Below are 25,663 nucleotides of genomic sequence, written 5' to 3'. Positions count from 1 at the left end.
TTCCTCCTTTATTCAACCGTATCTAATAATTCCACTACTAAGTTATTGGGGTCGTCCCAAGACTTGAATATCTCAATATGCCATTTGTCTTTACGTCTTATGTACCCTTGCTCTGCTGCCCAGCTATGTAATTCTTCATATGCATTAAAAATTCCAGTGTTTGCCCCATCATATTTTGCTGCTGCATATCTTTGTGCAGGAACAGTCAGCGTGACCATTCCCTCAGGGGTTTCTTCAAATTCCTCCACTTCGACTGCCACCCAGTATCCATCTTCCTCTTCTGACTTGGTGTCTACAATGAAAGCTCCAAACTGAATATCTCTATTTTTCACGTTATTAATTTCAGACAAGCGTGATTCTAGTAGCTTTGAAGCTTTAGGTATTTCCACAGCATACTCTTCCGCTGCACATAATACACGATAACCTGTTAAATTGAGTACTTCCATATTTTTCACAACTGGTTCTATAGATTTTTTGACTTTCATTACAACCCACTCCTTACACACTCTATATTTCTGATTATTTCAAATACTAACTGTAAATACAATCCATTTTCGCATTTTGTTACAAAACCTTGCAGATTCTTAGGAGTTTCCACTATTAAGTTATTATCCTGTTATGACGGGTAAACAAATACGGAACCTACTTTTGAAAGGAGTTTTTAATTATGTTAAGTAATGAACAACACCAAAAATGTTTAGAGGAGTGCCTTGCTTGTATGGAGGCGTGTAACACCTGCTTTGATGCATGTTTGAATGAGAAAGATGTGAACATGATGGCCGCATGTATTCGACTTGATAGAGAATGTTCGGATATTTGTGCACTTGCAGCGAGAGCAATTCAATCCAACAGTCCTTTTATGGAACAGATTTGCAGCCTGTGTGCAGAAATATGCGAGGCATGTGCGGATGAGTGCAGCAAGCATAGTCATGATCACTGCCAAAGATGTGCCGAAGCGTGCAGACGTTGTGCTGCTGCTTGCAGGGAAATGCTTAGCCACTAATATACAATTTCTAAACGCGTCATGTTGATGGCGCGTTTTTTAGTTTTTCTGCATACTTTCTCTATAGTTTCTTGATAAACTGAAGGTACATACATTTTAAGATATAGGTGAACTATAATGAAATTCTCTACTAAACTAGGTTTATGGTTTTTTATATGTCTACTCATTATTGAATCCGTATCCATGTTGGTTTTGCATCGTCATGTGGTAGATTCGCTAGTAAAAGAGGAATTGGATTCATTGTTGGCTAGGGGAAACAGCCACCGGGATGTTTTGGAAACCTCCTTTACCCCTGAAACACTCCAACATATTGTATTGATGGAGTCTAACACGGATACAGAAGTCGTTATATTAGATGGGGACGCCTCTCTAATTGACTCATCTGTTCAAAAAAGAAACTTGCCACATTACATAAATCAATCGGCTTCACCGACTCGAGATGGCGTGGTCCAAGACGACTGGAAACAAGAACGATTTATTGCAACTGTATCCCCTTTTCGTTCAGAAAACGGTTCTACAGGTTATGTCTATATGCTGAAAAGTACCGACTCTCTACAGAAGGTTATACAGCAATTGAATCATCACTTCGCCATAGCGGTTGTTATTATCATGTTCTTTTTACTCATTACAAATATTTTCCTCATTAAATTGCTGACCAAGCCACTAATCAGAATGAAAGATGCTACGCAAAAGATTAGCGATGGTGACTTTTCAGTGAAATTACCTGTAAAAACAAAAGATGAGCTTGGAGAATTGGCCGAATCGATTCAATCATTGGCCAACAACTTGAATCATTTGCAGAAGGAGAGGAAAGAATTTCTCGCAAGCATTTCTCATGAACTACGAACTCCGTTAACATATATTAAAGGTTATGCCGATCTTGGAAGAAAACCGAATCTTGAGGAATCAGCCAGGCTGGAATACCTTAATATTATCCATGAAGAATCCAACCGTGTTTCAAGTATGCTCGAAGATTTATTTGAACTGGCAAAAATGGATCAAAACGCTTTCTCGATCCAGCCACAAAGAATGGACATGGAAAAATTCATCTTGCCGATTTACGAAAAAGCACGGCCTGCCTTTGAAAATGCCGGAATTCACTTGATGTTTGAAACCAATCAAAACTTTGAAGCACTCATAGATCCCAGACGTTTTGAACAGATTGTCTTGAATGTGTTGGACAATGCGCTGAAATATTCATCAACAGGCTCCACCACTACGATTCAACTAAGTAAAAAAGGGAACGAATGCCTTCTAATTATAGATGACGAAGGAATAGGTATCCCAAAAGAAGATATCCCTTATATTCTTGATCGTTTTTACCGGGTGGAGAAATCGCGTTCTCGCTTGACAGGTGGTGTCGGACTTGGCTTAAGTATCGTGAATGAACTCGTGGAAGCTCATGGCGCAACCCTGTCTATTACTAGTAAACAACATGTAGGAACTGCCGTCACCATTGTATGGAAGGAGATCGAAGATGACAAGAATTCTACTGATTGATGATGAAAAAAGAATGCTTGACCTGCTAACACTTTACCTGACTCCTCATCATTATGAATGCATTCCCTATCAGTCAGGTAGAGATGCACTAACATTTTTAAAAAAGGAAGAAGTGGATGTTGTTTTATTAGATATCATGATGCCAGACATGGATGGGTGGGACAGCTTAATAAAAATTAGAGAATTTTCCAATGTCCCTGTCATCATGCTTACTGCCAGAAACGATAAAGATGATATTGTAAGGGGCCTTAAAGGTGGAGCAGATGACTATGTAGCAAAACCGTTTAATGAGGAAGAACTTATCGCAAGAATGGAAGCTGTGATGAGACGGACAAAAGTGGTAGAGGCCCCTGCTTTTTCACTGCGCTTTAATGGACTGCTTCTTAACACTACTTCTTTTCATGTAGAAAATAACGGAGAAAAGATTCCTGTTACACCAAAAGAGTTCGCTCTACTTGAAACATTCCTTTTAAACCAAGATAAAGTGTTTTCAAGAGAACATCTGATTATGTCCCTATGGGAGTTTGACGCTGAGACGGAGAGCCGAACCATTGACTCGCATATCCGAAACCTTCGAAGTAAGTTGCGTAACGCTGGGTTTGAAGTAGATAAGTACCTTGAGACCATTTGGGGAGTTGGGTATAGGTGGAGTGATAGGGGCTGAATGCATAAGATTGGTTGGTGGAAAAATGACGGCATCTATTAGATTAATTAAACAACATGCTACTATAGGGGATATCTTCGTTTGTAGTTTGCTTTATATTAGTTCAAACAAGGAATGATTTTGAGCCTCTTCACTCATGGAACAGAGCGTTTGCAGATGTTTCCCTATTTATGCTTGGTATCGTTTTGATAATGGGTCCACTATCGCATTTCTATAGTCCTTTGAAAAAGCAAATCAGCTTGAGAAGACCCCTTGGGATCTGGTCTGCTATCCATGCCTTGTTGCACACATTCATCATTCTGGATGGCTGGGTGGAATGGAATCTGGAGCGTTTATTCTTTATTTTCACCCCACCGGGACAGCCTTGGATACTGCACCCGGGCTTTGCCCTTGCCAATACAATTGGCATATTGGCTCTCATCTATTATTTAATACTCACAATTACTTCTAATGACTGGAGTATCAAACTTCTCGGAAAAAAATCATGGAAATACCTTCAGCAAAAAATTACTGCTTTATATACACTCGTTATGTTGCACACACTTTATTTTCTTTTTTTCCACGAACCTGAAAATGCTAATTGGTTTAAAGGACCATTTATTATTCTGTTAGTCTCCATTTTCATTATACGAGTCACTGCGTTCTTTAATATATCTAAAGAAAAAAGCTTGAAAAAGGTCGATTAATAAACCTCATTTCAAGCTTTTTCACTCCCTATTCTTCTTTGGACAACTCACTCTCTGTCACCCATTTATGGTTTGTCACTTCTTCTCCGCTGTCAGTGAGAGTAAAGTCCACCATATAAACCGTTGTTTCTTCAGCAGAGTCAATAGTTGCCGTAGCACCTTGCATGCCTTCCATATGGTCGGCATTCACTCCCACTTCATCGCCAACTTGATATGGCTCTTCTTTGGCATCTTTCACTTCCTCGTGGATAATCCACTTATGGTCTTCCACTCTGTCTCCGCCATCAGTCGGGTCATAAGAAATAGAATAAACAGTTGTTTCATAGGCTCCCACAATCGTCGCTTCGGCACCTTCCATACCTGGCATGTGCGCGTCAGTAATCGTAGCCGTGCTTCCTACTTCAAAAGTTGGATTTTCTTTTTCTTTTAAACCTTCAGGAACTTCACCTGAACCGGACATATCCATTTCGGAGTGATCACCGTGACCACCGTCGTGGGATTCTTCTTCTGCATTGTTAGCTTGATTATTATTTGGCGCTGCCTCTTCATTATCACCTGCTGCACAGCCGGATAGTGTGATGGCCGCTGCCATGGTTAGTGCTCCTAGTAGCTTTCTTTTTTTCATGCCATAACCTCCTTTGAGTTCTATGCAAGTAGTTTACCCAAAAAGTTTGCAGAAAATATGGAGCTAGCACATCCATTTGGAATCACTTAGTAAGAGCTTGATCAATAACCTTCCCATATTCATTTACTACAATTAGAGCACCGTTACTATTCAGATGAACACCATCAACAGTCAAATGCAGTCCTCTTTCTGCTGCCAATCGGTCTACTCGCTTTGGGCTTCTGTAAAAGAATACATCCTTCACTAATCTGCCTAGCCCAGTGCTGAGGTAATCTGTCGTATGTAAGGTATCTAAATGCTCAGTAAAAGCTTGGTGCAAATCAATGAATATAACATTCTTATGCTCTTGCGAAATTTCTTTTATAATCATAGAAAGATTGAGCAATCCTCTGTTGGAAGAGTTGATGTTTTCCCCGATCACAGCAGGTGACACAACCACAATTTTTTTTGATGATTGAGATACTAACTCTAGCACTTGTTCATAGAATTCCTGGAATTCTTCTGAATTTCTCGTGATTGGTTGAGCTTGTACTTTTAAAAGCTTAGAGTAAATATCATTGACTCCAATCCATAGGAAGGCAAGATCATAATCTTGATCTAATTTGTTCTTGCTCAGCCTTGTATGTAAACTTTTAACCGTTTCCCCGCCCTTTCCAAGGTTGACGAACCTTATGTCAGGGTATTTCTTTTTTAATATGTTAAAGAAGGAAACGCCAGGCCTCCCCTCTGTTAAGCTGTCACCAATGCATGCGATTTTCATAGAAGATACCTCCCCTTTTACAGTTGGTCTAGAATAGCAAATTTCAATACAGTCAACAGCACAAAAGCTGCCACTAGATTGCGCCAATTCACTACTATTCTACCATTTTTCGGCTGCACAATTCCCAAAGCTATAATATGCCAGAACCACTTGCTATCAGTCCATCTTTTCTTCTCTGGAATAATCCCAGCTTCTTGAGCCTCTCGCTTTCTGTTCTCGTTACGCGCCCAAAGGAGAATTATCACAATATCGAGTATGGAAGCCATGATGAGGATTGGTGCAGCAATATGGTTCGGCACATCCCATAACGGCTCTTTTTTCGCTTTCTCCTCGTTCTTTTTCTCTGTATGCGCCATGCCTTCTTCAAAAGACTGCACAATATCTTCCGTGCTACCTCCACCAGTAAGATCTGCCGAAGAAGAAAAAAAGATGAGCGCGACAATCAAGAATAAATATCCACCGAAAAAATAGAATAAAAACTTTTTAGAATTCAGCTTAGACTCCAACTACATCTCCTCTTTTCACCTGTTAGGATTTATCTTTATATCCTTATTTTACTAAAATATAGTTGGTAAGGTTGCTGGGAGATGTGTCGTATTTATGGAAATTTATAGTATGAATTTATTGGTCATTGTTATCCTTCCCGTACATATTATCCAATAATTTATATACACCTTGTGCCGCTTCCTCGGAAAGAGAATATATGATATGGGTGTCCTTCCTGTTCATAATTGTTCCTGAGGATTTGTGAATCCAAAGGTAGTATGAGTTCGCACCCAACCTCAATTTATAGTGAGGATCTGACATATCAGCTACACCAGGTTCTTTGTTTGCATTCAAGAATGCATCTTGAATAGTTTTTATATTCTCTTGGTTTGTTAGCGTCTTTTCCGAATCGACTTTGACTACCGAGAAGCTCTCCATCTCATAAATCACAACTTGGTCAATGACCTCTTCAGCTTCTTCTATATCCTCGTTCACAACATCCGTTTTCCGTTCCTCCATAGAACACGCAGCTAGCAGTAAAGTAAAAACAATGCAAATTCCTAATAAAGACGCACTTTTGTTCAAGACTAACACCCCCGTTCTAAATTTGCTTTAAATACCCAATCTGGATAAGGCAACACGAGTTTTGGAATATTGTCTTCATTAAAAAACTTTAGTATTTCCGACTCTCCATCCACCGCTTCCAAGGTACCTCTGACTATTTTGCATTCAAATATTGTTACTTGGTATTCCACTTGATCTCCATTTGCATAGGTGTGGCGAAAATCCTTCCCGCCAAAAACTCCCATTACGTGGGTAGGCTCTACCTCAAGCCCTGTCTCTTCCCATACTTCCCTCACTACTGCTTCATATGGTGACTCTCCAGGCTCAATGGCACCAGCCGGCAAACTCCAGTACTCACTGTTCCTAGGGTATTGAAACAATATTTCCGATTTTTCATTTTGGATGACTGCGGCAACACTCGGGAGAAGCAGAAGGTCGGTCCCCACTCTTTCACGCAACTTACGGTAATAAGCTGATATAGGCATTTGATTTCCACCTCTCCTTTATTTCACAATAGGGCGACTATGTTTTGTCAGAAGGTGATCAAGGAATACTTGGTGCTCGGGAAAAATATTTTCTGGTAAACTATGTAGATGGAAGAATTCATTTTTTAGTGACTCATCATTACTTTTTACGAGTTGTCCATTATATCGATTACAAGTAAAAAGCACTTGTACTAATGAGACCTGGTCTCCGTTAGCGAATGTCTTATCGTACTCTGGTCCGGAGTAGAGACCAAACAGCTCGAGTTGTTCTAGATGAAGACCTGTTTCTTCTTGGACTTCTCTTCTTGCCGCATCAGTTATGTTCTCACCAAGCTCCATGAAGCCGCCTGGCAGCCCCCATTGTGCATTATCTGTACGTTGTTGTAAAAGGAGCTTTCCATCTGAGTCAAAAACAAATGCTCCAGCAACCACCATAATTACTTTTTCGTTTCCTACCATTGATCTTAGGTGTGTGATGTAATCCACTTTAGTATCAGTCCTTTTCGGTTTATTTTATATGACGTATTGGTTGATGGATAAGTTTCCGGGTGGTTGTGTGGGATTTTTGGAGGATTTGTCGAACGGCTTGTATTATAGTGATTTCCGACAGTATTTAAGCGGTTTTGGACAGTATTTAAGCGGTTTTGGACAGTATTTAAATTTTCCCGACAGTATTTGATAGGTTTTGGACAGTATTCATGGCACAACCGACAGTATTTTGTGAAAAGCCATTTTAAAGTCGTTGCTGAACCCTGTTTTGAGGTCAAACTTACATATGATTATGAAATAACGCTAACCTCCAAAGAGATTAGCGTCCCGAATCTAGTATTTCTTCCTTCTCATCCACTGCGTTGCCGCCCATTTATCCCCAACAATAACAGGCGAGCCACCATGTAAGGTCAATTCATTCAGTTCCTGATCATCATAGAAATACTCAAAGTAAACCGCCATTCCCTTTTGCGGAGAAACAGATAATTTCAGCTTAGGAAAATACGTTTCCCCGCCTTCTTCTACATCGTTTAGGTACATGACAAGCGTGCTAATCCGCGGATTACTAACTGGCTTACTGGAAGACTTAAAGAAATCAAAGTGCGCCTTATATTCCTGTCCTACCTGATAGTTCAGGATTTGCAAGCCTTCTCCGTGTTCCACAGGCACATTCATAATCTGCGAAACTCTTTTTTCAATTCTAGCCACAAGCTCATTTTCCCCTTCTTGGAAAAAGGTACTGCTGCTCGTCCTAATAGCATCCACTTCAAGGCCATTCGCAACTTTAGACCGTTTCATCTTATCCTTGGACAATTGAATCAGCTCATCACACTCTTCATCGCTAAGAACATTTGCAAGCACAACGACAAGCGGCTCTTCCATTCGTGCAATTATCGCAATCTCTCTATCTTCTGTTTTTATTTTATTGCCAACATGAGGGAAAATAGTCTGTTCCTTAACAGTTAAATCTCTTGTATCCATCGTCAACTAACATCAACCTCTTTTATCGTGTTATTAATATTCTGAAAAAATAACATAAACTCTTTGCAACGACAGTCAACTGTATTCTATTTGTGTGCATTTCCCCTTGTTAACATAAATTTAATCGAATTGATTTGAGATAATTTTACACTGTTACATGTTTTTTTGCTATCCTAATTTTCGTTCATTATATGAGGATTTTTATCTTTTATCACCATTTCGTAATATGGTTCTTCTTGATTGGTTTCGTCAAACCATTTAAGTCCTTTGAATTCAAACCCAATCTTCTCCAATATTTTTAGTGAGCTTTTGTTTGTTGGATCGGCAGAAGCAAATAAGCACCTAGCAGAATTATTAGACTTAGCCACATTTACACATGCCGAAGCAGCTTCAGACGCATAACCATTTCCCCAGTAAGATTTTGCAAAATGATAAATTAATTCCACTTTTTCTAGGGAATCCTTTACATTAAAGCCGGCTGTTCCAATGACTTTTCCTGAAACTTTTTCCACAACCGCGTAAACAGATAATCCTTTTTCTTCTTGACACTTTGCATAATATTCTACTACTCTGGGGAGCATGTCATGAGGGGTGGCACCTGCACAGAGGCCCATTACCTCTTCATCTCCCCAAATACGTTTTAATTGTTCAGTATCTCCTGAGTCTAGTACCCTTAATATCAAGCGCTCTGTTTCGTATACCCTTTTCATAAATATCTCCCCTAAATTGAACGTGTATTTTATTTAATAATTCTTCGTATATCGAGGTTTTCCCTGCATTTTTAAATTCTCCATTCCATTGAACCCACCACACCCCCTCTGTATAAGGACCTTGTACGTTTTGGGTGTTTTAGAGCTAACTATTCACCAAATACACCACCAGTTCCTCAAACCAAATCCCTTCTTGTTCATAATGATTCAAGAAAAAGGCGTCAAATGAATAGGCATCGTTCTCGAAATGAATGCTATTTGATTTTTCAATCGCCATCATCAGTCCGCTCAAGTCAGATGTGTGAGTTTCATAGATTAGCTCACCGTCACAATAATATTTGACATCCATGTAACCACCCCATTTTTATCTTTTAACATCCACCAATTCAAATCGCTCACAAACCAACAGCATATCCTCGGAAAACTCTCTCCCGATTTCACGCAACTCCTTTGTAAAGAATCGCTCATGTGCCTCCCACCAGTACTTATATGTACGATCTCCTTCTCCCTCTGAAATCGCAAATTCTTCCGGTACTTCATTCATCGGCATGATTTGCACGTCTACCGTTTTAATGATGGCAACGGGTTCGTCTTTACTGTTCATAACCACACTGTAATCTTCCGTAGTTGGTAAAGGTTCATTCTCCACTTCATAAAAGACATAACCTGAACAGGTCGCTTTCTTTATCCCATCTATCACTAATTGCGCGAGGTAGTCCGGACTGCCACCGAACTGCCAAGCTGTCACTCTTTCCGGCTTTTCATGACCTTCCCAAAAATTATTCCAGTAGTCTAAAGATGCTTTATTCATGATTATGCTCCTCCATTAATATATAATTCATTAACCTATTCGAATCTTCCGTAGCGACATTTTCAGAAAGTCTCGCTGCCGCAATAATTGGTGCCCATTCCAATATTTCTTTACGACTACAACCACTTTTCTCGCAATATAGCTTCAAATACAACTCAGCTATGTCCAAAGAAACCTGGGAATAAAGTATATAGGTTCGGCATACATCTGCCCGTGGATCCCCGGAACTTGCATCGACCCAATCGATGACGAAAACCTCATCTTCTGATTTTATCAAGTTATAGAGGTGGAAGTCTCCATGGCACAGCTTGTTTTCGACGTTAATTGAAGCCAATTTATTGATTAACGATTTCTTAATCTGCTCATCTAATCCTTTAACAGATTCTATTTGCCTCTTAAGTTTTAAACTCATAGGTTCTAACGACTCAGCAAGCACAGTATGAACCTTCATCTGAATATCCACGGACATTTGTAGGAAGGACTCTACATGATCCATGTTTCTTGTGACAAGTTCACCTAGTGTTTTCCCTTCCACATATTCCATGATGATTGCCTGTTTTCCGTTTACTTTTTTCACATCGATTATGTTGGGAACACAAAGGCCATTTTCATAAGCAACCCTTTGTTTACGAGCCTCATATTCAGGTTCGGTGTCTGGTAGGTGCTCCTTAAAGATCTTGATGATTTTATTTTCATAAAAATAAATATTTGCAGTGTTTCCAGAAGCAATTGGCTCCCCTAGGTTCATTGCACACTCCCCTTTTAAAAGTACTCATAAAGGTTGATGAAATAATCATAATCCCCTTTATTCAGAATGTTGCTCCCATACCCTTCAAAAAAATGTAACTTATCCGACTCCCACTCAAAAATGTGGGGTTTTGGCCGAATTGCCAAAGATACATCGTACCTTGGATCACCAAATGCTCCGCCGCTCCAGTCAATAATTCCTGTGACTTCTCCGTTATGTACTAATATATTATCAACCGTCAAGTCGCCATGGATAAGGGTTTGCTTCCTATTACCAGGTCGGTTTTCCTTGATTTTTTCCAGCAAGTCTTCCGAACCATCTACCTCGTAGTTTTGAAGATTGTATGCTGCTTGATTCAGCATATCATCCAACCAAACTTTCTCGTCTTTTAAGGTTTCTGGACACGGGGTAGCATGAATATCAGACACAACTTTGCCGAAGTTTATTAACAACTCTTCCCTCTTCCCTTTATGATGGGTTTTGGTTAAAGCAGCCCTGATGGTTTCCCCTTCTTGGAACTCTATTAAAGCCCAAGATTGTCCGTCTATCTCTACAAATTTCTCAACCTTTGGAACAGGCAATGAGGTTTCCTGATTTAAACTTCTTAATACCATTATCTCTTTATTTAGCCACGAATTGAATTGTGGTTTTTTGGTTCGCTTTAGTGCGTATAGACCGATATCACTTTGAATGATACCAACATCAGATGTACACCCTTGGCGAGGGAAAGATATAGAATGTATGTTTCTTACATAATCTTTTATTACAATTGGAATTTCTTCAAGTGGAATTGGTTTCATATTGATAACCACAATTAATTAAACTCTATATAAAACGGAATCATTTCTTCCCTTAAACAATATTCAATCCGCTCTTTAAAATTCTTATAAGTCACCATTTCCAACGCCTGCTCTACTGAGTAAAAACCAACTTCCAGACTCTCCGGTGAAGTAGTAGGGACCCCGCCAACCGCCCTAGCTAAGAACAACGTGTTACATATGGAGCCACTGACGTTTTGGAAAACCCCACAAAATTTCACGATTTCCACATCGATTCCCGACTCTTCCTTCGTTTCCCTGATAGCAGCCTCTTTCAGTGACTCCCCCTCTTCCACTTGTCCGCCGGGCATCTCCCATCCACGGCGTGGACCCTTAATTAAAAGAACTTCATTCTTATCATTCAAAACAACTGTCGCTGCTGAAATAATGTGTTTTGGTATCACTCTTTCTCTTTGAACCACTGTTTATTCCCCCTTGTTATATCTGTACTGAATCAACTGACTTTCTTTTCCCATGTATTTATTAGATCCAATTCTACTAAACTCTGTGAATCCTAATTTCTCTAACATATTTCTAGAGCGCGTGTTGGCTTCATGTGTTTCTGCATCAAAAAGTTGAATGCCAAACTTTGCGGTTGCATGGATCATTAATTGCTTCAATGCTTCCGTCCCGACTCCATGTCCCCAAACCTTGCTTTCCCCTATGGCGATGCCAAGCTCTGCGCTATTAGCATCAATGTGTGCCAAGTCTACATAGCCAATTAATCTTGATTTATATTGGATGCCTAATCTTAAAAAGTCACGAGAGTGGTTATGAACACAATTGTGCCACCATGAAAAAAGTTCATCCTTGCTTCTACCAGTTTCCCAGCCATTCGCGAGGCAAAATGCATTATCTTTGCTCCACTTTACCATCACAGGAAAATCTTCCATTTTAAGCGCTCTTAGTTGAATAGGCCGATTCAATGATCTCTCACACCCTCTTGGTTGATTTATTGATATATCCCTAGAGTTCTTGATATATCTCAGAATTTCTTGATATATCTCAGAATTTCTTCATATATCCTGAGTTTTATTGATATATCTTAAAAATTATTGATATATTCCCAGATTTCTTGATATATCAAGCTGGCACCCTGCTGTGGCATCAAGTGGAGGTAGTCACCATGCGCTTAAAAGCTCATTTTACTAATTACCTACACCAAACACACTATATTTCCCCAAAAACCCGTTCAAAATTTGGTTATAGACCTCCGGTTGCTCGGAATGAACGAGATGTTCAGCAAATGGTATGACTGATACGTGGATTTGCTTATTTAACAGTGGGGCAATGATGGCCCCCTTTGTTTCATTAGCGTTTTCCTCTCCTACCATGATCAACGTTGGCATCTCAAGTCCACTCAGATCAGCTGTTTCTCCAAAGGGATAGGAATCTATTTCCTCAGACAAGTTAATAAACTCCCTCCAACCTCCACCATGAAGTTGGTCAAAGTAAGCTGTGATTTGATCATTTTCCAAAAGGCTATTTTGTTGTTCCACCATATTCCGATGTATTTCCGACCAATTAGCTGGTTTCTCCGCCATCATCCCAGAAAGTGTCAAGGTCTTCACCTTTTCAGGAAATCTTTTCGCAAAGAATAGCCCAACCAAAGCACCAATGGAACAGCCAACTAAATGAGCAGATTCCACTCCTAAGTGTTCAAGCGTGTCCTTTAGATCAGCAGCACTATCCTCATAATAGTTAGACAGCTCCTGTGATGTGGATTTCCCATGACCTCTTAAGTCAGGCAATATCACTTTAAATCCCGACTGGAAATACTCCCTTTGTTCCTCAAAATCAGTCATCCCCGTCTGCAAGCCTGTATGTAAAAAAACGATTGGTTCTCCATCTCCAAAAACCGATGTATGTAATAACATATATCTCCCACACTCCCTCAATTTGCAGCTTAATTCCACAACCGCCTTACCCCAACCAACACATCTCTATCAAAAGTTAGCTTATAAATATCCGGCATGTCCAACCCATTCCAAAACGAGAAATCATACTGCTTGTCAAAATGATTCATAATTAAAACCATAATGTTTCCATGTGTTCCGATCGCCACGTTTTTTCCTTCGTACTTTTCCAACAGGTGATGAACGACCTTAATACCTCTTGCCTGAGCCTCCATATTGGATTCGCCGCCTTCCCATGCGAAGTTTGAATCCTCCCAGACTTTTGTGATGGCAGCTGTAAAATCTTCGGCGGGCTTACCTGTCAACGTACGTTCTTTCAAGTCCTCAAAAATTTCAATATCCAGATTAAAGTACTCCGCAACACCTTCTATAGTTTGAATTGCCCTCTTATAAGGACTAGAAACCGCGACTTCAATAATGTCCGGTTTGATAGCAGCAAGAATCTTCTCCGCATCCTGCATACCTTTTTCAGACAAGGGGCGTTCTAATTCATCAGGTGTGTAAGTCGAGTGAGCATGTCTAATGAAATACAAATTAGTCACTCTAATCCCCCCTTAAACGGAAACCTCTTCCGTAAAATAGCTAGCTTTCGATGGTCTTAAAATCGTAAGTAATAAAACTAGTGCAAACAAGGTAGATACACCCGAAAATACTAAACAAACCAGTTGCAAAGAGAACACCTCAGCAGCAAATCCAAGTAATAGAGTGAGAGCAATTTGCACCATCCCTTGGAACATCTCTACGATACTAGCGAATCTTCCCATGATATCAACAGGGACATTGTTCTGGAAAAATGTTGCGTACCCTGCATTCGCAAAAGCCATGAAAAAGCCGAGGAATACAAATGCAGCCGTCGCAGTAAAAAAGTCGTAAGAGGCATAAAAGGCCAAATATCCGACGGAAGTTAGAAGCATCCCAACTCCTAAATAAACTTTTAATGATACTTTTTTTGCTACCAGAGCCGACACAAACGCACCGCCCAATGCACCGAGTCCCGTTAAACTTACTATTAATCCATAATCACGATCGGACAACTCCAAGACCTGTTTGGTAAAAGTCACCTCTTGCGAATCCAAAGCAAACCCAAGTAACATCGCTGATTGGAACAGGAGATAAACGGTGATAAAAAATCTTGCTTTCATTGAAAATTCTTTGACAACGTTCCAATCCCCCAATAGAGTTTGCAGGTGGATTGGTTCCCGTTTGTTTTCAACCTTCTCATCCACATCCGGCAGCAAAAAAATGAAGAATGCACATACTAAGAAAGTCACTGCGTTCATAAAAATGCATATCTCTGTACTCACATACATGATTAAGAATCCGGCTATTGCCGGCCCCAAAAGGAACGCGCCTGAACTTGTCATGCTTAATAATGAGTTAAATCTTTTACGTTCGCTGACCGGAATAAGTTTCGTTATGTATACAGATGAACTCGGTCCGAAGAATGCTCCGACCATATTGATCACTAACAAAATAAAATAGATAGTCCAAAGGGAGTCTATAAATGGAATAAGGAACACCAATCCCCCACGTGCTACATCCACCCAGATCATAAGCTTCCTTTTATTTACCCTGTCAACTACACTTCCGGCCCACGTATTGGTTAGTAAAATGGCTATTGGCCTGATTATGTATAACCCCGCAACAGCCGCTGCAGAGCCTGTCAAATTTAATATTGATATATTTAGTGCGATTAAGTAAATCCAACTCCCCAAATAAGATATGCCGATTCCGGCAATCAGTAGAAAGGGATATTTCCAAGAATTCATGCTATCACCCTTATCCAAAAATCACTCAAAAGAAAAGCATCGGAGATCCCCCGATGCATATGCCTCTCGCTTTACAAGAAAATTTATTAGTACTTCAATTAACCACCTACACTAGCAAAATTTAAAAATACGATTATGTAAATGGTGATTAAACTGAGGAATATAACAGCAAGCCCCATAAATCCGGCCATTGCATATTTCCTGCTTCCCCGGTCAAGAAACATTCCTAATCCAAATGCTAATATAGCGGTAAACATTGGATACCGCCATGGAATTCCCAGACTATAATAAACACCTTCCATTTTGGATGTGAACTCACCGATAAATTCAAGAATAAAAAGAGCTAATAAGATAAAACCAATACTCACTGACACCTTACTAATTATGGTTACAGTATATTTCATACGGTCCTCCTCTTCGTTAAACTCCAACCGCAACTTTAACCTTGCTCCGTATCTTTATCTACCTTTTTCACTATCACACTTCTCCAATAAACTCCACAAAATGAAAGATACCAAACTTCCTAACAAGGTAATTCCTCAATTCCCCCTGTGTCGCTTTTTCAATAGGCGGTTTGGTCAAGGTATATGCTTTCCCGTTTAATTTTTCAAATTTTTCTTTATCCACTCGGTTATGATATTCATCATCCACTATATCCGTTGTCAGGGCGACTATTGGGTAGCCACTGAAAAAGACGTAGGTTCTTAGTGCGGTATGGGGCGTGGAGTGCAGCAAGAGAACAACAGCAATAAGAAAGATTAATATGATTATATTCTTCTTCATAAATGAAATGCCCCCGGTTATTAAATTGGCGTCCGTGAACCTGATTTAAATAATAATCTTGTTAAAATAGTTATGCTCAATAGCAATGTACACAGACCTGCAATAAAGAACCCGATTGCATAAGTTGGGATGTTCACTTCTAATACTCTGTCGTTAATCTCCAGTCCTAGAAAAAACACTCCAATACCACTACCATCAACATCTGATCCGTATGACCAAAGTTGGAGACCTTTTAATACTAAAAAAATAGTGAGAATTGCCAGTGACAAAGAAACTAACCAACGTATTTTAGGATTTAATATTGGATTCATCCCCTACTTGCTACTTAATGTTTATCAGTGTTTACAGTTCTCTCATTCTTTAGTTAAAGGTTCTCCCCCGTCACCTTCTTATACACTCCAGCACCTAACATCCCCACTCCAATCAAAAAAAGAATGGGAACCATCAACCACATGATTGCAACCCCTGCAAATCCATCTCCTGCATTAACTGCAACAAGCATGGCAACAATCCAGCTGAAAAATGGAGCAATGGAAAGCATGGTTATAAGTCCCCAAATAATCAACACTCTATTTTCATACTTTCGGGTGAGGAAAATCCCCAAACAGATGGATAAAATCAAAGTAATTACTATAAATGGCATACTGAGATCTACTCCTTTCAATTAATTTTGCAATTCCTTCATTGTAGTCCTTCCAATTACAATCATTATGCTTATAATACAACCCATATTAATTCCATATAGTGGTTTATTTTTCCTGCTTTTCACCAATAAAATAATCTTTTTTATCACTATTCGTTTTTCAAATGATCTCTAGTATGATAGTAAGTAGTAAAACTATTAAAATATGAAGGGGTGATTCACTTGAAAAGCAGAATGAACGATTTGTTTAAAGAGCAAAGGGACATTCATATTCTTTATTCCTATAATGGAAAAGAACAATACTTGGAGAAGCTAATAGATTTTGTCCAATCAGGAGTAATTGCTGGAGATTATGTTATTTTGATTGAGAATCAACGAATTTACAAAACGCTTCATCAAATTTTGATTACCCGTCTATCAGAAGAACAAATGAAGTTAGTCCAATGGGTGAATAATTTTGATTTCTACTTTTCAAGTGGAAGCTATCATCCTCCTGCGATATATAATTACTTTGTAAAAACTGTTCAGAATTTAGTAGACGACAAGCTTCCGTTCCGCTCGTGGGCACATGTAGAGTGGGCAACGATGGAAGGCCCGCTGCATATTATCGAGGACCTTGAACGCATTGTGGACAAAGCTGTGAATGAACTCGATTTTCCGTTGGTATGTGCTTATGAAAGAACAAAAATGCCTAAATACCTTAGAAAAATCCTATTAGAAACACACCCATATATTCTGGTAGAAGATGAATTGGTAGTTTCAGAAGTATATAAATCAACTTTAAAGAGATAAAAATAAGGAGCTTATCATTTTGATAAGCCCCTTTTCTTACTTATTCCCACCACCAAGACTGCGTACCATAAGGGTACTCCACTCGGCTATCCATATGTGTAAAGCTGCCTTCGCTGTAGATCCCGCTAAAACCGGAACTCTTAGCAGCGTTTCGAACAGTCGTTGTGCTCACACCAGATACGCTAATGTCTGCCGCAATCCCATACGTATGCTGGCTATTAGAAACTCCGCCGACATTGCGGTTGTGAGAGATGCTTCTAAAGCCGGAGTTAACATTCATTGGACGGTTGCCAATTTTCACTCGGATTGCCTCCAGCTTGTACATCATACGACGTACATTTTCGCGAACGGTTGTTGCTGATACATTCCCTCCGTTAAACCCGCTTCCGTCTTTAGAATAAAATTCGCTGTAACTGAAGTGTTTTGTTCCATTTGGGGATTCCAATTCATTTAACTTGGCTTGCGTCTGCGGCCCGACTACTCCATCGGCCGTCAACCCATAAGCACGTTGAAAACGTATGACTGCAGCTTTTGTTCCTGCCCCAAACTGTCCATCTACACTTACAAATGTTTGTTGAGGGGAATCCGCTGCCCAACCGGCTACACGTATTTGCAACTCCCTTACATCGGAACCACTGGAACCTTCACTTAATGTTCTTGTCCAGTTATATGCCGAAGCCTCTTCAGCCGTAACTAAGGACAATACCATACCAAGCATCAAAGTAAAACTGAATACCAACATCTTCTGATACGCTTTTACCATCTTTCCATCTCTCCCAACCACAATATTTTTTTGAATGACTTGTTCAAATCAAACTGCAGCTACGACAACGATTGATTGCTAGAATTAGAGAGTATTGAATTATGTAAGTGTCCTCCTCCACCAGATTCTTAGATCACTACATATTAATGCGGTGTTCTATTAACATAGTAAAGTATTTCTGCTGAAAAAAATTCATTTATTCCTATAAGAATGGAAAATTTTTAGGGATCTGTAGTGTTGAACTTCGAGAGGTAGATTGTTATAGTAGTAACATTCCAACAAGTTGGAATTAATGAATAATAGAGGGAGATGATACTATGAAGAAATTCGGTCGAATTGCAATTGCCATCATGGCGGTATTCGCACTTACTTTTGGAAGTTTTGTCGCATCCGACTCTTTACATACTGCAGAGGCGGCAAATGTCAGCAGCACAATTGGTTCAACGTCCACAGGTAGCGATTGGAAGAGTGGAAATTCTGGATTTACAGCAGGATGTGCACTTTCTGAATGGCTTGGCATTTTCAAATGTCACTCTTCTCAAGTACCTTGGTAATCAATACAGGGGACAGGTACCGCGACCCACATTTTAAAATGTGGGTCTGCGTGCCTGTCCCCTCGATTCTTTTAATGATGATGTCCATGATCTTCATGCTCTTCCTCTTCTACTTCACTTTCCAAGATAGCGTCAATTTCTTCTTGACTCAGATTCCCTACCACTAATTGCTTAGTAGGCATCACATGCATGTCACGAGCTGTCACATGGGATTGCACTCGGTAAACACCTTTATCTTCAAAAGAATGCTTCACTTCGTAAACCCCATCGCCAACATGTTCCGCATCAAGCAGGACACTGTTTTCTTTGCCTTTTTCCACATTCCAAATTTCAAATTGCACTTCTTTGGCATCTTCCACTTTTTCTTCGCCTTGTGTCACGAGCGTCTTAACAGCCACTTCCTCTTGTTCTGTCATATTTTCGGGAAGTTCCATTTCAACCTCTACGATTTCCATCGAGGTTTCCTCTTCAGGTGCACTTGAACACCCGACCAACAATAATAAGAACGGAACAACAACTAACAATAGTTTCTTCATTTTAATCAAGACACCTTTCTTACCCTAACCAGGCTTTTAAACGTTTTATTCTAACAAATACAAGCTTATCTAATAAAAGCACCACGATTATAGAGATTCCTACCAACGGCATGACAAGTCCCAGAAGCAACATGATAATGGTAACGGCCCTTTTTATCTTGATATCTACATGTCGACCTGGAGCACCTAAGCCTTTTTCTGGCTTTCTTTTTCGCCACATAACAAGAGAACTTACCATCATTCCAATAAGTCCTATACATAGTAGAAGACCTACCAGCTGATTTGCCAAGCCGAATAATTTGCCTTCGTGGAGGGCGATACCGAGCGTGATGGCTTTCCCCATTAATCCATAATCCGCATACCTAACATCTGTCAGTACCGCTCCACTGTATTGATCGACATGCAACGTGGCATTGTCAAAAGGTTTGGAGTGGGAAGTAGAAATGGTAAACACTCCCGTCTCCCCTTGTGGCATGGAGATGGAATATGGCTTTTGAACATTGTTCATTTCCGCAATCCCTGCGGCGTCATTTAGAGTTAATGGTACATATCGATTATTTTCCGATGAAGGAACTGGAACATTCTCAGCAGCCCACGGCACATCTTCTGCAACATCCTTTGTGACAGTAACGGATTCTGGCTTCGGTCCAAAACTAAAAGAGAATGCTGGATATCCGGTATTCGTCGCTGTTGCTACTCGATTGATTTGCTCTCCTATAACACCTGACCATGGCAGCCCTGTCAAAATTAAGACTAAAAGTCCAATAGATAACCAGAATGCTGGTACCGCATGCATGTCACGCCAGAACACCCGACCTTTGCTTCTTAATCTTGGAAGAAAGGTCCCCCAAATGGAGGCACGGTTTCGCGGCCACCAAATATACAGCCCTGTTAGGATAAGAATAATGGCCCAGCAAGCCGCAAGCTCAACAATACGGTTCGCTACAGTCCCTCCTACAAGTAGTTCACTGTGTATTTTCACAAAGATAGTCATCAATTCTTCTTCAACTGGCAGATCCCCCATAACTTCACCTGAATATGGATCTACAAATACACTGACAGGTTGGCCATCTTGCATAGTAGAAAACTTAGTTGTACGGTTTTCTTCCTCCAAAATGGACACTCCACTAATGGAAGCATCGGGATATTCTTCACGGACTTTTTCAGCCTGTGCATTGACAGACAAAGTTGTCGGCTTTGTCTCCTCCACATAATAAAGATCTTGATACATATAGGATTCAATCTGAGGTTTAAATAAGTAAACGGCACCACTAAATGCCAGGATGATTAAAAAAGGAGCAAAAATAATTCCAGCATAAAAATGCCATCTCCACATGGTTTGATAGAGGCCATTTCTGGTTTGATTTTTACCCTTATCTTGATTAGACGTAGTTTCCATAAGCATACTCCTTCAACTTTTCTTCGTATGCTTACATCCTGGCAGGTAATTGTGAAGAAAGAATGAAGGATTATTGAAAATCAAACAATGGAATTTCCACTATCACTACTGTGCCTTTTCCTCGCTTTGAATCGACATGAATTCTGCCTTCATGCTTATTTATGATTTGCTGAACAATGGAGAGTCCAAGTCCGGTTCCGCCACTTTTTCTAGTCCTGGCTTTTTCTACTCGATAAAACCTCTCAAAAATATATGGAATATCCTCTTCCGGAATCCCTATCCCTTCATCCTCTATTTCCAAGACCCCTGTCTCTTTTCTCTCTTTGACAAGAATTCTAATCTTCCTATTAGCAGAAGAAAATTTGATAGCGTTGCTCAAAAGGTTTTCCATAACTTGATCTAGTCTCCCATAATCCCCATTTACAACGACCACATCATCAAGTTGGACCTCTGTTACAAGACTCTTGTCATCCAGTGTTAAGCGAAAGCGTTCTAACACTTCTTTTACCAGTTCAGCCAATATGACCGGTTCCTTGTTCATCGGATACGAATCTCCCTCTAGCTGAGCAAGATCCAAAAGATCATGAACCAGACGATCCATTCTATCTGTTTCTTTTTTGACGGTTTCTGCAAACTTTTGTATTGGAATAATTCCTTCTTCCAATCCTTCACTGTACCCTTTTAAATAGCTGATTGGCGTCCTTAATTCGTGGGAAACGTTTCCTAAGAATTCACGCCTGTTCCTGTCGACTTCATCAAGATTGGATGACATGGTATTAATGGACCTTGCAAGGCTTGCAATTTCATCCTCGCCTTTTATCAATAACCTTTTGGAAAAATCCCCTTGGGCAATGTCTTTTGCCACTTTCTCCATCTGTTTTATTGGTTGTACAATTCTATTTGTCATTTTCGTTCCAACTAAAATTAGAAGAAAAATCACTAAGACCACTCCAACCAATAGAAAATTTCTAATTGGCTCAAAGGCCTCAGCAATAGCCGTTAAAGGAATATAGAGAAAAATGACAGCTTTCAACCTATTTTCCACGCTTAATGGAATAACTACCGCACTGATTTCTTGGTCCAGTCCGGTATGGTATTTCGTGAAGGTCAGTGTTTTCCCTTTCAGTAAGTCCTGTCTTTCGGAAAAAGTGATTAGATTTTCTTCTGCAAACGAGTCAAAAGGTGCACCACTCGCCAATAGCATCGGGTCTTCTGTAAAAATGACAGAAGTATCAGAGCTATTATCCAACCAGTCTAACCTCTTTGAAAAATTCTCAGGATTATTTTCATAGTAGGATTGTTCCAAAGCTTGTCCTTGTTTTAACAGAGTTTCTGTTTGTTTTTCAATATACAATGTTTGATACAGGTAATAGGACACGACCACCACCAGTATGATGGTTAGGACAGAAACAGAAGTGATGGTAAGCCAAATTTTGTTCCGTATAGATAATGGCTTCATTCTTCCTCACCTTCAAATTTATACCCGATGCCCCACACCGTTTTTACTTTTGCTCCTGCATCCTTAAGCTTAAATCTCAACGTCTTAATGTGAGTGTCGACGGTCCGGTATGAACCTTTTTCCATATCCAGCCCCCAGATGACATCATGCAACTGTTCTCTTGAAAACACTTGCCCTTCATGCTCCATTAAGAATAGTAAGAGGTCAAACTCCCTTCGAGCAAGGTTCACCCGTTCTCCTCCAACAAGCACTTGCCGAGCACTTTTCTGCACCGTTATTTCAGAATGGGAGACCACATCAAAGAATGCTTGATTGGATCGGCGCAGTAATGCCTCCACCCTGGCCAAAAGCTCCTTGGGACTAAAGGGTTTCATAACATAATCATCTGCTCCAAGCTTCAACCCTCTCACCTTATCCCATTCATCACTTTTGGCTGTAAGCATCAGTATCGGCATCATATATTTTTCACGGATTTTTTTACAAGCAGTAAAGCCATCCATGACTGGCATCATCACATCAAGGATAATCAGGTCCACTTCATGGTCATAAAGGATATCGATTGCTTCTTCTCCGTTTTCCGCATGGAGCACTCGATAGTTTTCCTTCTTAAGATACATACCAAGCATTTCTCTCATATCCGCTTCATCATCCACCACTAATACACAAAAGGCGTTTTTCATTTCCCATCGCCTCCTTTGAACAACAGATAAGGACCGTTCTCAATGGCATACTTGTCTACAACATCCAAGGTACGATTATCTAGTACAATAACCTCATCACCATCAAGGCTTGATACATATAAGTGAGTTTCATCTGCAATCATAAAACTCGGGTTATCCCCAACATTAATTTTCTTTTCCACTTCATAAGTGTCAGCGCTGAACTTTGTCAGGCTGTGATCCCCATGGCTGAGCACATAAATAGAAGACTTCTCACTTACCTGTGAAATTTGAATTGGCATTAGCCCGGTTGTTACAGTTTTAACTTCTTGTCCTGTCTCCGGATCATAAGCGAATACTTTTTCATTCATTTCACCGGTATCACCATGGCCACCTGTCCATATATTCTTCCCATCAAAGTGCAACCCTTCCGGCCTCTCAGTCACCGAAAACGAGTTCGTAATGTTGTTGGTAGAAGTGTCTATTACATATACTTTCCCGCTCTTAGAAGCAAGGACAAACAGCCGCTCTCCATGGTGTACCATCTTAGACGGATACTCTCCCACGCTTACTTCTTTGAGAATATCTTTCTTCTCAATATCTATCACTTGTATATTGTTGGTTTTTCCATTTGCTGTGTAAAGAATTCCGTTTTCGCTATTATACTTTAGATCAATAATTCCCTCTTTTAATTCCATGTATGGAGAAACTTTATTTTCAGTTGTATCAATTATATAAAGGCTTTCTTTTTCTTTGACAGAAGCCAAATAAACACCTGATTCCATTTCCGCAATCGACGAAAAACGGAATGGTAGACTAACCTTTTCCTCACTACCTGTTGAAAGGTTAAGTGCTGTAATGGCATTTTCTTTTAAGTGGCTTATATACATGACAGACTCATCATTCTCTGTTTTCGGCAATGAAATATCAGAGCTTGTACAGCCTGTTAACGTCACCGCTATTAGTATGGCAATTATTATAAAAGGATTTTTCATCCATAACACTCCTATATAAAAATACTAACCCTTATTCTACTCCAAAAATGTGAATAAAGTGTGAGCAAAGAAAAAGATGATTCTGTTTGTTAGAATCACCTTACTTCCTTACATCATGCTTTATATATCATATTTATTCTTATATTGACTAATTGCTTGCAATGGCCAGATATACTTATAGCTGTGATAGTGAATATAGTACCCGCCTGGAATTCCTGCACCTGTAGGATATGTGCATCTCCAATCATCTGCTTCCATTAAGCTTAATAGTGCTTGAATTCCCTGTTCTATTTTGGGAGTTGGCGTTTCTGCTACGGAAATGAGGGCATCTAATGCCCAGGCAGTTTGAGAAGGAGTACTTTCATGTAAAGGAATATAGCGTTTCTTTATATCACTTGCACATGATTCTCCCCAGCCGCCATCCTCATTTTGTATGGAAATAAGCCATTTCACAGCACGCCTTATTATAGGATCATCATTTGATACGCCTATAGCTTTCAAGCCTGTAATCGCAGCCCATGTACCATAAATATAACAAATTCCCCACCTTCCGTACCACGACCCATTCTCTTCCTGATTGCGTTTGAACCACTCTTTGGCTTTCTGAAAAATTTCAGATTCCTTAGGAATGGTCGTATACTCTCCTAAGAAGTATAATGTCCTCCCTGTTAAATCAGCAGACGAAGGATCAAAAAGTACCCTGTCTTCATATTTAAAAGGAATAAAAGACAAAAGATAGTTATCCGTATTTTTCTCAAAAGCCGACCAGCCACCATCATCATTTTGCATGGACAAGACCCACTCTACTCCTCTGTCCCATGGTTCTATGAAAAGATTTTCAGTTCTTGCTAATGGGGTGATAGCCCTCAAAGCAGCTGTCGTGTCATCAATGTCAGGGACAAAGGTGTTGATATCTGAAAAACCCCATCCGCCTGGAGTAACGTCTGGATTTTTAATGGCCCAATCACCGTATTTCTGATGCTGTCTTGATAATAAATAGTTGCTTGCTTTTATGATGGAAGGATGTTGATGAGGGACTCCTGCTTGTTGCAATGTTGCAGTTAGCAAGGCAGTGTCCCAGACCGTAGAGGGGGAATTCTGAATAAAGGCCTGGTCGGCACTCCTGCATAAATAGGACTTCATCCCTTGAATAGCATTTTGGATGAGGGAGTGTTTTTTATCGTAACCTAGTGCAAGTAACGAAAAAACCATAAAGAATGTTGCACTAAAATAACTATACATAGTCCCGTTTTCTTCTACTCTATCCAAAATATAATCTTCCGCTTTGGTAAAGGCTTTTTTCTTGAGGACTTCAGGCGATTCTGAAAGCTTTTTAAGAGCATTTTTAAAATAAAGTTGGAGATTTTGCATTTCCTCCAAAATCCGTTCATTTTCAGAATCACTTATACTTTCTTGAAGATGAGATATGTTGGGGGTTTTAATTTTACCAAACGATTTGTTCAGATTACTGCAGATAAGAATGGGAATCCAGTGTGCCCTTGCATACCCTACAAGCTGATTGATCGTGATGGGGGACCACTTTGGAAGTAACATTATTTCTATCGGCAGAATTTTTATAATACTCGGCCACTTAATTTGCCCTGTTAAAGCAAGCATCATTTTGGTCAGCCAATCACTTTTTGCAAGTCCTCCATTTTCTCGTATGAAGCGCTCCGCTTTTCGCATATTACTAGCTTCTTTCGCAACGTATCCAGAATACAATAAAGAAAAGTACCCCTCTATTGTGGCACTCATATTTCCTCTCTCCTCATCAGGGTAAACTTTCCAGGCTCCGTTCGGCAATTGCCTGGACTTTATCCTCTCTACCAGGTTCTTCACCATTACTTCCTCACCTGTGATTTCAAGAGTTCTAATTAGAATAATCATATAAGCATCTGTCATGATGCTTCCTTCAAAGCAAAAATACCAGGCACCATTATCCGATTGGGCACTGAGAAGACTGCTTATCATATTCTTAAGCTTCTCGTTTATTTGATAAACCGTATCCATATATCCCTCCACTATGTTCACGTCATACTAAAACTTATGTACGTTTACACAATTT

At 39.9% G+C, this 25,663-nt stretch carries 35 protein-coding genes; 6 read left to right on the top strand and 29 right to left on the bottom strand.

What is annotated here, in order from left to right; translation table 11 throughout:
- Positions 1-8: 8 nt before the first annotated feature.
- A complete protein-coding gene (locus tag LC091_RS17110; protein ID WP_226683243.1) occupies positions 9-485 on the bottom strand; it encodes a GyrI-like domain-containing protein in 477 nt (158 codons plus the stop codon).
- 182 nt (positions 486-667) lie between these two features.
- Here LC091_RS17110 and LC091_RS17105 point away from each other — a divergent pair, with 182 nt between their 5' ends.
- The 4 genes from LC091_RS17105 to LC091_RS17090 all read left to right on the top strand — a co-directional run bounded on the left by LC091_RS17105 (position 668) and on the right by LC091_RS17090 (position 3,853).
- Entirely contained in the window at positions 668-1,003 is a 336-nt protein-coding gene (locus tag LC091_RS17105; protein ID WP_226683242.1) for a four-helix bundle copper-binding protein, read from the top strand.
- 117 nt (positions 1,004-1,120) lie between these two features.
- Complete coding sequence (locus LC091_RS17100; RefSeq protein ID WP_226683241.1) at positions 1,121-2,503, top strand: sensor histidine kinase; 1,383 nt, start codon at positions 1,121-1,123, stop codon at positions 2,501-2,503.
- The gene (locus LC091_RS17095) at positions 2,481-3,167 is read left to right on the top strand and encodes a response regulator transcription factor (RefSeq protein WP_226683240.1); all 687 of its coding nucleotides are present in this window, start codon (positions 2,481-2,483) and stop codon (positions 3,165-3,167) included. Before LC091_RS17100 ends, LC091_RS17095 begins: the two co-directional genes overlap by 23 nt.
- A gap of 170 nt (positions 3,168-3,337) precedes the next feature.
- Positions 3,338-3,853 (top strand): ferric reductase-like transmembrane domain-containing protein, encoded by a 516-nt coding sequence (locus LC091_RS17090; protein ID WP_226683239.1) that lies wholly within the window; start codon positions 3,338-3,340, stop codon positions 3,851-3,853.
- Positions 3,854-3,881: 28 nt separating this feature from the next.
- On the opposite strand, the gene LC091_RS17085 is transcribed toward LC091_RS17090, so the two are convergent.
- The 21 genes from LC091_RS17085 to LC091_RS16985 form a co-directional block, all read right to left on the bottom strand.
- Positions 3,882-4,478, bottom strand: a complete 597-nt coding sequence (locus tag LC091_RS17085; RefSeq protein WP_226683238.1) for a YdhK family protein — start codon at positions 4,476-4,478, stop codon at positions 3,882-3,884.
- A gap of 82 nt (positions 4,479-4,560) precedes the next feature.
- Complete coding sequence (locus LC091_RS17080) at positions 4,561-5,238, bottom strand: GDSL-type esterase/lipase family protein (protein ID WP_226683237.1); 678 nt, start codon at positions 5,236-5,238, stop codon at positions 4,561-4,563.
- 17 nt (positions 5,239-5,255) lie between these two features.
- Positions 5,256-5,744, bottom strand: a complete 489-nt coding sequence (locus tag LC091_RS17075) for a hypothetical protein (protein ID WP_226683236.1) — start codon at positions 5,742-5,744, stop codon at positions 5,256-5,258.
- A gap of 115 nt (positions 5,745-5,859) precedes the next feature.
- Positions 5,860-6,309 (bottom strand): hypothetical protein, encoded by a 450-nt coding sequence (locus tag LC091_RS17070; RefSeq protein ID WP_226683235.1) that lies wholly within the window; start codon positions 6,307-6,309, stop codon positions 5,860-5,862.
- 2 nt (positions 6,310-6,311) lie between these two features.
- Positions 6,312-6,773 carry an NUDIX domain-containing protein gene (locus tag LC091_RS17065; RefSeq protein ID WP_226683234.1) on the bottom strand — a complete coding sequence of 154 codons (462 nt, stop codon included), beginning with the start codon at positions 6,771-6,773 and terminating at the stop codon, positions 6,312-6,314.
- An 18-nt stretch (positions 6,774-6,791) separates the two neighbouring features.
- On the bottom strand, positions 6,792-7,259 hold the full coding sequence (locus tag LC091_RS17060; protein WP_226683233.1) for an NUDIX hydrolase: 468 nt from the start codon (positions 7,257-7,259) through the stop codon (positions 6,792-6,794).
- 336 nt (positions 7,260-7,595) lie between these two features.
- Positions 7,596-8,243 (bottom strand): 2OG-Fe(II) oxygenase, encoded by a 648-nt coding sequence (locus LC091_RS17055; RefSeq protein ID WP_226683310.1) that lies wholly within the window; start codon positions 8,241-8,243, stop codon positions 7,596-7,598.
- A gap of 173 nt (positions 8,244-8,416) precedes the next feature.
- Positions 8,417-8,953, bottom strand: coding sequence for a GNAT family N-acetyltransferase (locus tag LC091_RS17050; RefSeq protein ID WP_226683232.1), 537 nt, complete (start codon positions 8,951-8,953; stop codon positions 8,417-8,419).
- Positions 8,954-9,098: 145 nt separating this feature from the next.
- Positions 9,099-9,302 (bottom strand): hypothetical protein, encoded by a 204-nt coding sequence (locus tag LC091_RS17045; protein WP_226683231.1) that lies wholly within the window; start codon positions 9,300-9,302, stop codon positions 9,099-9,101.
- Positions 9,303-9,317: 15 nt separating this feature from the next.
- Positions 9,318-9,764, bottom strand: a complete 447-nt coding sequence (locus LC091_RS17040) for an ASCH domain-containing protein (RefSeq protein WP_226683230.1) — start codon at positions 9,762-9,764, stop codon at positions 9,318-9,320.
- Positions 9,757-10,512, bottom strand: a complete 756-nt coding sequence (locus tag LC091_RS17035) for a phosphotransferase family protein (protein WP_226683229.1) — start codon at positions 10,510-10,512, stop codon at positions 9,757-9,759. Before LC091_RS17035 ends, LC091_RS17040 begins: the two co-directional genes overlap by 8 nt.
- A 14-nt stretch (positions 10,513-10,526) precedes the next feature.
- Positions 10,527-11,312, bottom strand: coding sequence for a phosphotransferase family protein (locus LC091_RS17030; protein WP_226683228.1), 786 nt, complete (start codon positions 11,310-11,312; stop codon positions 10,527-10,529).
- Between the two features lie 14 nt (positions 11,313-11,326).
- Positions 11,327-11,752 carry an NUDIX hydrolase gene (locus LC091_RS17025; RefSeq protein WP_226683227.1) on the bottom strand — a complete coding sequence of 142 codons (426 nt, stop codon included), beginning with the start codon at positions 11,750-11,752 and terminating at the stop codon, positions 11,327-11,329.
- Between the two features lie 3 nt (positions 11,753-11,755).
- Positions 11,756-12,256: a GNAT family N-acetyltransferase gene (locus tag LC091_RS17020; RefSeq protein WP_226683226.1), complete on the bottom strand. Its 501-nt coding sequence runs from the start codon at positions 12,254-12,256 to the stop codon at positions 11,756-11,758.
- A 222-nt stretch (positions 12,257-12,478) separates the two neighbouring features.
- A complete protein-coding gene (locus tag LC091_RS17015) occupies positions 12,479-13,207 on the bottom strand; it encodes an alpha/beta fold hydrolase (RefSeq protein ID WP_226683225.1) in 729 nt (242 codons plus the stop codon).
- A gap of 29 nt (positions 13,208-13,236) precedes the next feature.
- A complete protein-coding gene (locus LC091_RS17010) occupies positions 13,237-13,788 on the bottom strand; it encodes a histidine phosphatase family protein (RefSeq protein WP_226683224.1) in 552 nt (183 codons plus the stop codon).
- Positions 13,789-13,800: 12 nt separating this feature from the next.
- On the bottom strand, positions 13,801-15,015 hold the full coding sequence (locus LC091_RS17005) for an MFS transporter (RefSeq protein ID WP_226683223.1): 1,215 nt from the start codon (positions 15,013-15,015) through the stop codon (positions 13,801-13,803).
- Between the two features lie 98 nt (positions 15,016-15,113).
- Complete coding sequence (locus LC091_RS17000; protein ID WP_226683222.1) at positions 15,114-15,419, bottom strand: hypothetical protein; 306 nt, start codon at positions 15,417-15,419, stop codon at positions 15,114-15,116.
- Between the two features lie 73 nt (positions 15,420-15,492).
- Complete coding sequence (locus LC091_RS16995; protein WP_226683221.1) at positions 15,493-15,798, bottom strand: hypothetical protein; 306 nt, start codon at positions 15,796-15,798, stop codon at positions 15,493-15,495.
- Between the two features lie 20 nt (positions 15,799-15,818).
- Complete coding sequence (locus LC091_RS16990; RefSeq protein ID WP_226683220.1) at positions 15,819-16,067, bottom strand: hypothetical protein; 249 nt, start codon at positions 16,065-16,067, stop codon at positions 15,819-15,821.
- A 95-nt stretch (positions 16,068-16,162) separates the two neighbouring features.
- Positions 16,163-16,441 carry a hypothetical protein gene (locus LC091_RS16985; protein ID WP_226683219.1) on the bottom strand — a complete coding sequence of 93 codons (279 nt, stop codon included), beginning with the start codon at positions 16,439-16,441 and terminating at the stop codon, positions 16,163-16,165.
- Between the two features lie 222 nt (positions 16,442-16,663).
- On the opposite strand from LC091_RS16985, the gene LC091_RS16980 reads away from it, so the two are divergent.
- Entirely contained in the window at positions 16,664-17,233 is a 570-nt protein-coding gene (locus LC091_RS16980; RefSeq protein ID WP_226683218.1) for an MEDS domain-containing protein, read from the top strand.
- A 40-nt stretch (positions 17,234-17,273) separates the two neighbouring features.
- On the opposite strand, the gene LC091_RS16975 is transcribed toward LC091_RS16980, so the two are convergent.
- Entirely contained in the window at positions 17,274-17,996 is a 723-nt protein-coding gene (locus tag LC091_RS16975) for a D-Ala-D-Ala carboxypeptidase family metallohydrolase (protein WP_226683217.1), read from the bottom strand.
- 317 nt (positions 17,997-18,313) lie between these two features.
- On the opposite strand from LC091_RS16975, the gene LC091_RS16970 reads away from it, so the two are divergent.
- Positions 18,314-18,550, top strand: a complete 237-nt coding sequence (locus LC091_RS16970) for a hypothetical protein (RefSeq protein WP_226683216.1) — start codon at positions 18,314-18,316, stop codon at positions 18,548-18,550.
- 71 nt (positions 18,551-18,621) lie between these two features.
- Here the strand turns inward: LC091_RS16970 and LC091_RS16965 are convergent, their stop codons facing one another.
- From LC091_RS16965 to shc, 6 genes are all read right to left on the bottom strand, one after another.
- Positions 18,622-19,086: a FixH family protein gene (locus tag LC091_RS16965; protein ID WP_226683215.1), complete on the bottom strand. Its 465-nt coding sequence runs from the start codon at positions 19,084-19,086 to the stop codon at positions 18,622-18,624.
- Positions 19,087-19,105: 19 nt separating this feature from the next.
- Positions 19,106-20,485, bottom strand: a complete 1,380-nt coding sequence (locus LC091_RS16960) for a PepSY-associated TM helix domain-containing protein (protein ID WP_226683214.1) — start codon at positions 20,483-20,485, stop codon at positions 19,106-19,108.
- 70 nt (positions 20,486-20,555) lie between these two features.
- Positions 20,556-21,944 carry a sensor histidine kinase gene (locus tag LC091_RS16955; protein ID WP_226683213.1) on the bottom strand — a complete coding sequence of 463 codons (1,389 nt, stop codon included), beginning with the start codon at positions 21,942-21,944 and terminating at the stop codon, positions 20,556-20,558.
- Positions 21,941-22,624, bottom strand: coding sequence for a response regulator transcription factor (locus LC091_RS16950; protein ID WP_226683212.1), 684 nt, complete (start codon positions 22,622-22,624; stop codon positions 21,941-21,943). The genes LC091_RS16955 and LC091_RS16950 overlap by 4 nt, the downstream gene beginning before the upstream one ends.
- Complete coding sequence (locus LC091_RS16945) at positions 22,621-23,598, bottom strand: YncE family protein (protein WP_226683211.1); 978 nt, start codon at positions 23,596-23,598, stop codon at positions 22,621-22,623. The genes LC091_RS16950 and LC091_RS16945 overlap by 4 nt, the downstream gene beginning before the upstream one ends.
- A 120-nt stretch (positions 23,599-23,718) precedes the next feature.
- Positions 23,719-25,608 carry a squalene--hopene cyclase gene (gene shc, locus LC091_RS16940; RefSeq protein WP_226683210.1) on the bottom strand — a complete coding sequence of 630 codons (1,890 nt, stop codon included), beginning with the start codon at positions 25,606-25,608 and terminating at the stop codon, positions 23,719-23,721.
- Between the last annotated feature and the right edge of the window lie 55 nt (positions 25,609-25,663).

The sequence above is a fragment of the Sutcliffiella horikoshii genome, assembly GCF_020524325.1.
In the GTDB taxonomy this organism is placed as follows: Bacteria; Bacillota; Bacilli; order Bacillales; family Bacillaceae_I; genus Sutcliffiella_A; species Sutcliffiella_A horikoshii_D.
Note: the sequence above shows the minus strand (reverse complement) of the source record. Positions and strands in the feature narration are given on the sequence as shown.

What these genes read in the sequence shown, in the direction of transcription:
- LC091_RS17005 (WP_226683223.1), bottom strand. Translation starts at nt 15,015, where the DNA reads ATGAATTCTTGGAAATATCCCTTTCTACTGATTGCCGGAATCGGCATA.
- LC091_RS17100 (WP_226683241.1), top strand. Translation starts at nt 1,121, where the DNA reads ATGAAATTCTCTACTAAACTAGGTTTATGGTTTTTTATATGTCTACTC.
- LC091_RS17065 (WP_226683234.1), bottom strand. Translation starts at nt 6,773, where the DNA reads ATGCCTATATCAGCTTATTACCGTAAGTTGCGTGAAAGAGTGGGGACC.
- LC091_RS16955 (WP_226683213.1), bottom strand. Translation starts at nt 21,944, where the DNA reads ATGAAGCCATTATCTATACGGAACAAAATTTGGCTTACCATCACTTCT.
- LC091_RS17015 (WP_226683225.1), bottom strand. Translation starts at nt 13,207, where the DNA reads ATGTTATTACATACATCGGTTTTTGGAGATGGAGAACCAATCGTTTTT.
- LC091_RS16975 (WP_226683217.1), bottom strand. Translation starts at nt 17,996, where the DNA reads ATGGTAAAAGCGTATCAGAAGATGTTGGTATTCAGTTTTACTTTGATG.
- LC091_RS16965 (WP_226683215.1), bottom strand. Translation starts at nt 19,086, where the DNA reads ATGAAGAAACTATTGTTAGTTGTTGTTCCGTTCTTATTATTGTTGGTC.
- LC091_RS17040 (WP_226683230.1), bottom strand. Translation starts at nt 9,764, where the DNA reads ATGAATAAAGCATCTTTAGACTACTGGAATAATTTTTGGGAAGGTCAT.
- LC091_RS17080 (WP_226683237.1), bottom strand. Translation starts at nt 5,238, where the DNA reads ATGAAAATCGCATGCATTGGTGACAGCTTAACAGAGGGGAGGCCTGGC.
- LC091_RS16945 (WP_226683211.1), bottom strand. Translation starts at nt 23,598, where the DNA reads ATGAAAAATCCTTTTATAATAATTGCCATACTAATAGCGGTGACGTTA.
- LC091_RS16985 (WP_226683219.1), bottom strand. Translation starts at nt 16,441, where the DNA reads ATGCCATTTATAGTAATTACTTTGATTTTATCCATCTGTTTGGGGATT.
- LC091_RS17050 (WP_226683232.1), bottom strand. Translation starts at nt 8,953, where the DNA reads ATGAAAAGGGTATACGAAACAGAGCGCTTGATATTAAGGGTACTAGAC.
- LC091_RS17045 (WP_226683231.1), bottom strand. Translation starts at nt 9,302, where the DNA reads ATGGATGTCAAATATTATTGTGACGGTGAGCTAATCTATGAAACTCAC.
- LC091_RS17035 (WP_226683229.1), bottom strand. Translation starts at nt 10,512, where the DNA reads ATGAACCTAGGGGAGCCAATTGCTTCTGGAAACACTGCAAATATTTAT.
- LC091_RS16970 (WP_226683216.1), top strand. Translation starts at nt 18,314, where the DNA reads ATGAAGAAATTCGGTCGAATTGCAATTGCCATCATGGCGGTATTCGCA.
- LC091_RS16950 (WP_226683212.1), bottom strand. Translation starts at nt 22,624, where the DNA reads ATGAAAAACGCCTTTTGTGTATTAGTGGTGGATGATGAAGCGGATATG.
- LC091_RS17030 (WP_226683228.1), bottom strand. Translation starts at nt 11,312, where the DNA reads ATGAAACCAATTCCACTTGAAGAAATTCCAATTGTAATAAAAGATTAT.
- LC091_RS17000 (WP_226683222.1), bottom strand. Translation starts at nt 15,419, where the DNA reads ATGAAATATACTGTAACCATAATTAGTAAGGTGTCAGTGAGTATTGGT.
- LC091_RS16995 (WP_226683221.1), bottom strand. Translation starts at nt 15,798, where the DNA reads ATGAAGAAGAATATAATCATATTAATCTTTCTTATTGCTGTTGTTCTC.
- LC091_RS17085 (WP_226683238.1), bottom strand. Translation starts at nt 4,478, where the DNA reads ATGAAAAAAAGAAAGCTACTAGGAGCACTAACCATGGCAGCGGCCATC.
- LC091_RS16960 (WP_226683214.1), bottom strand. Translation starts at nt 20,485, where the DNA reads ATGGAAACTACGTCTAATCAAGATAAGGGTAAAAATCAAACCAGAAAT.
- shc (WP_226683210.1), bottom strand. Translation starts at nt 25,608, where the DNA reads ATGGATACGGTTTATCAAATAAACGAGAAGCTTAAGAATATGATAAGC.
- LC091_RS17095 (WP_226683240.1), top strand. Translation starts at nt 2,481, where the DNA reads ATGACAAGAATTCTACTGATTGATGATGAAAAAAGAATGCTTGACCTG.
- LC091_RS17110 (WP_226683243.1), bottom strand. Translation starts at nt 485, where the DNA reads ATGAAAGTCAAAAAATCTATAGAACCAGTTGTGAAAAATATGGAAGTA.
- LC091_RS17105 (WP_226683242.1), top strand. Translation starts at nt 668, where the DNA reads ATGTTAAGTAATGAACAACACCAAAAATGTTTAGAGGAGTGCCTTGCT.
- LC091_RS17090 (WP_226683239.1), top strand. Translation starts at nt 3,338, where the DNA reads ATGCTTGGTATCGTTTTGATAATGGGTCCACTATCGCATTTCTATAGT.
- LC091_RS17055 (WP_226683310.1), bottom strand. Translation starts at nt 8,243, where the DNA reads ATGGATACAAGAGATTTAACTGTTAAGGAACAGACTATTTTCCCTCAT.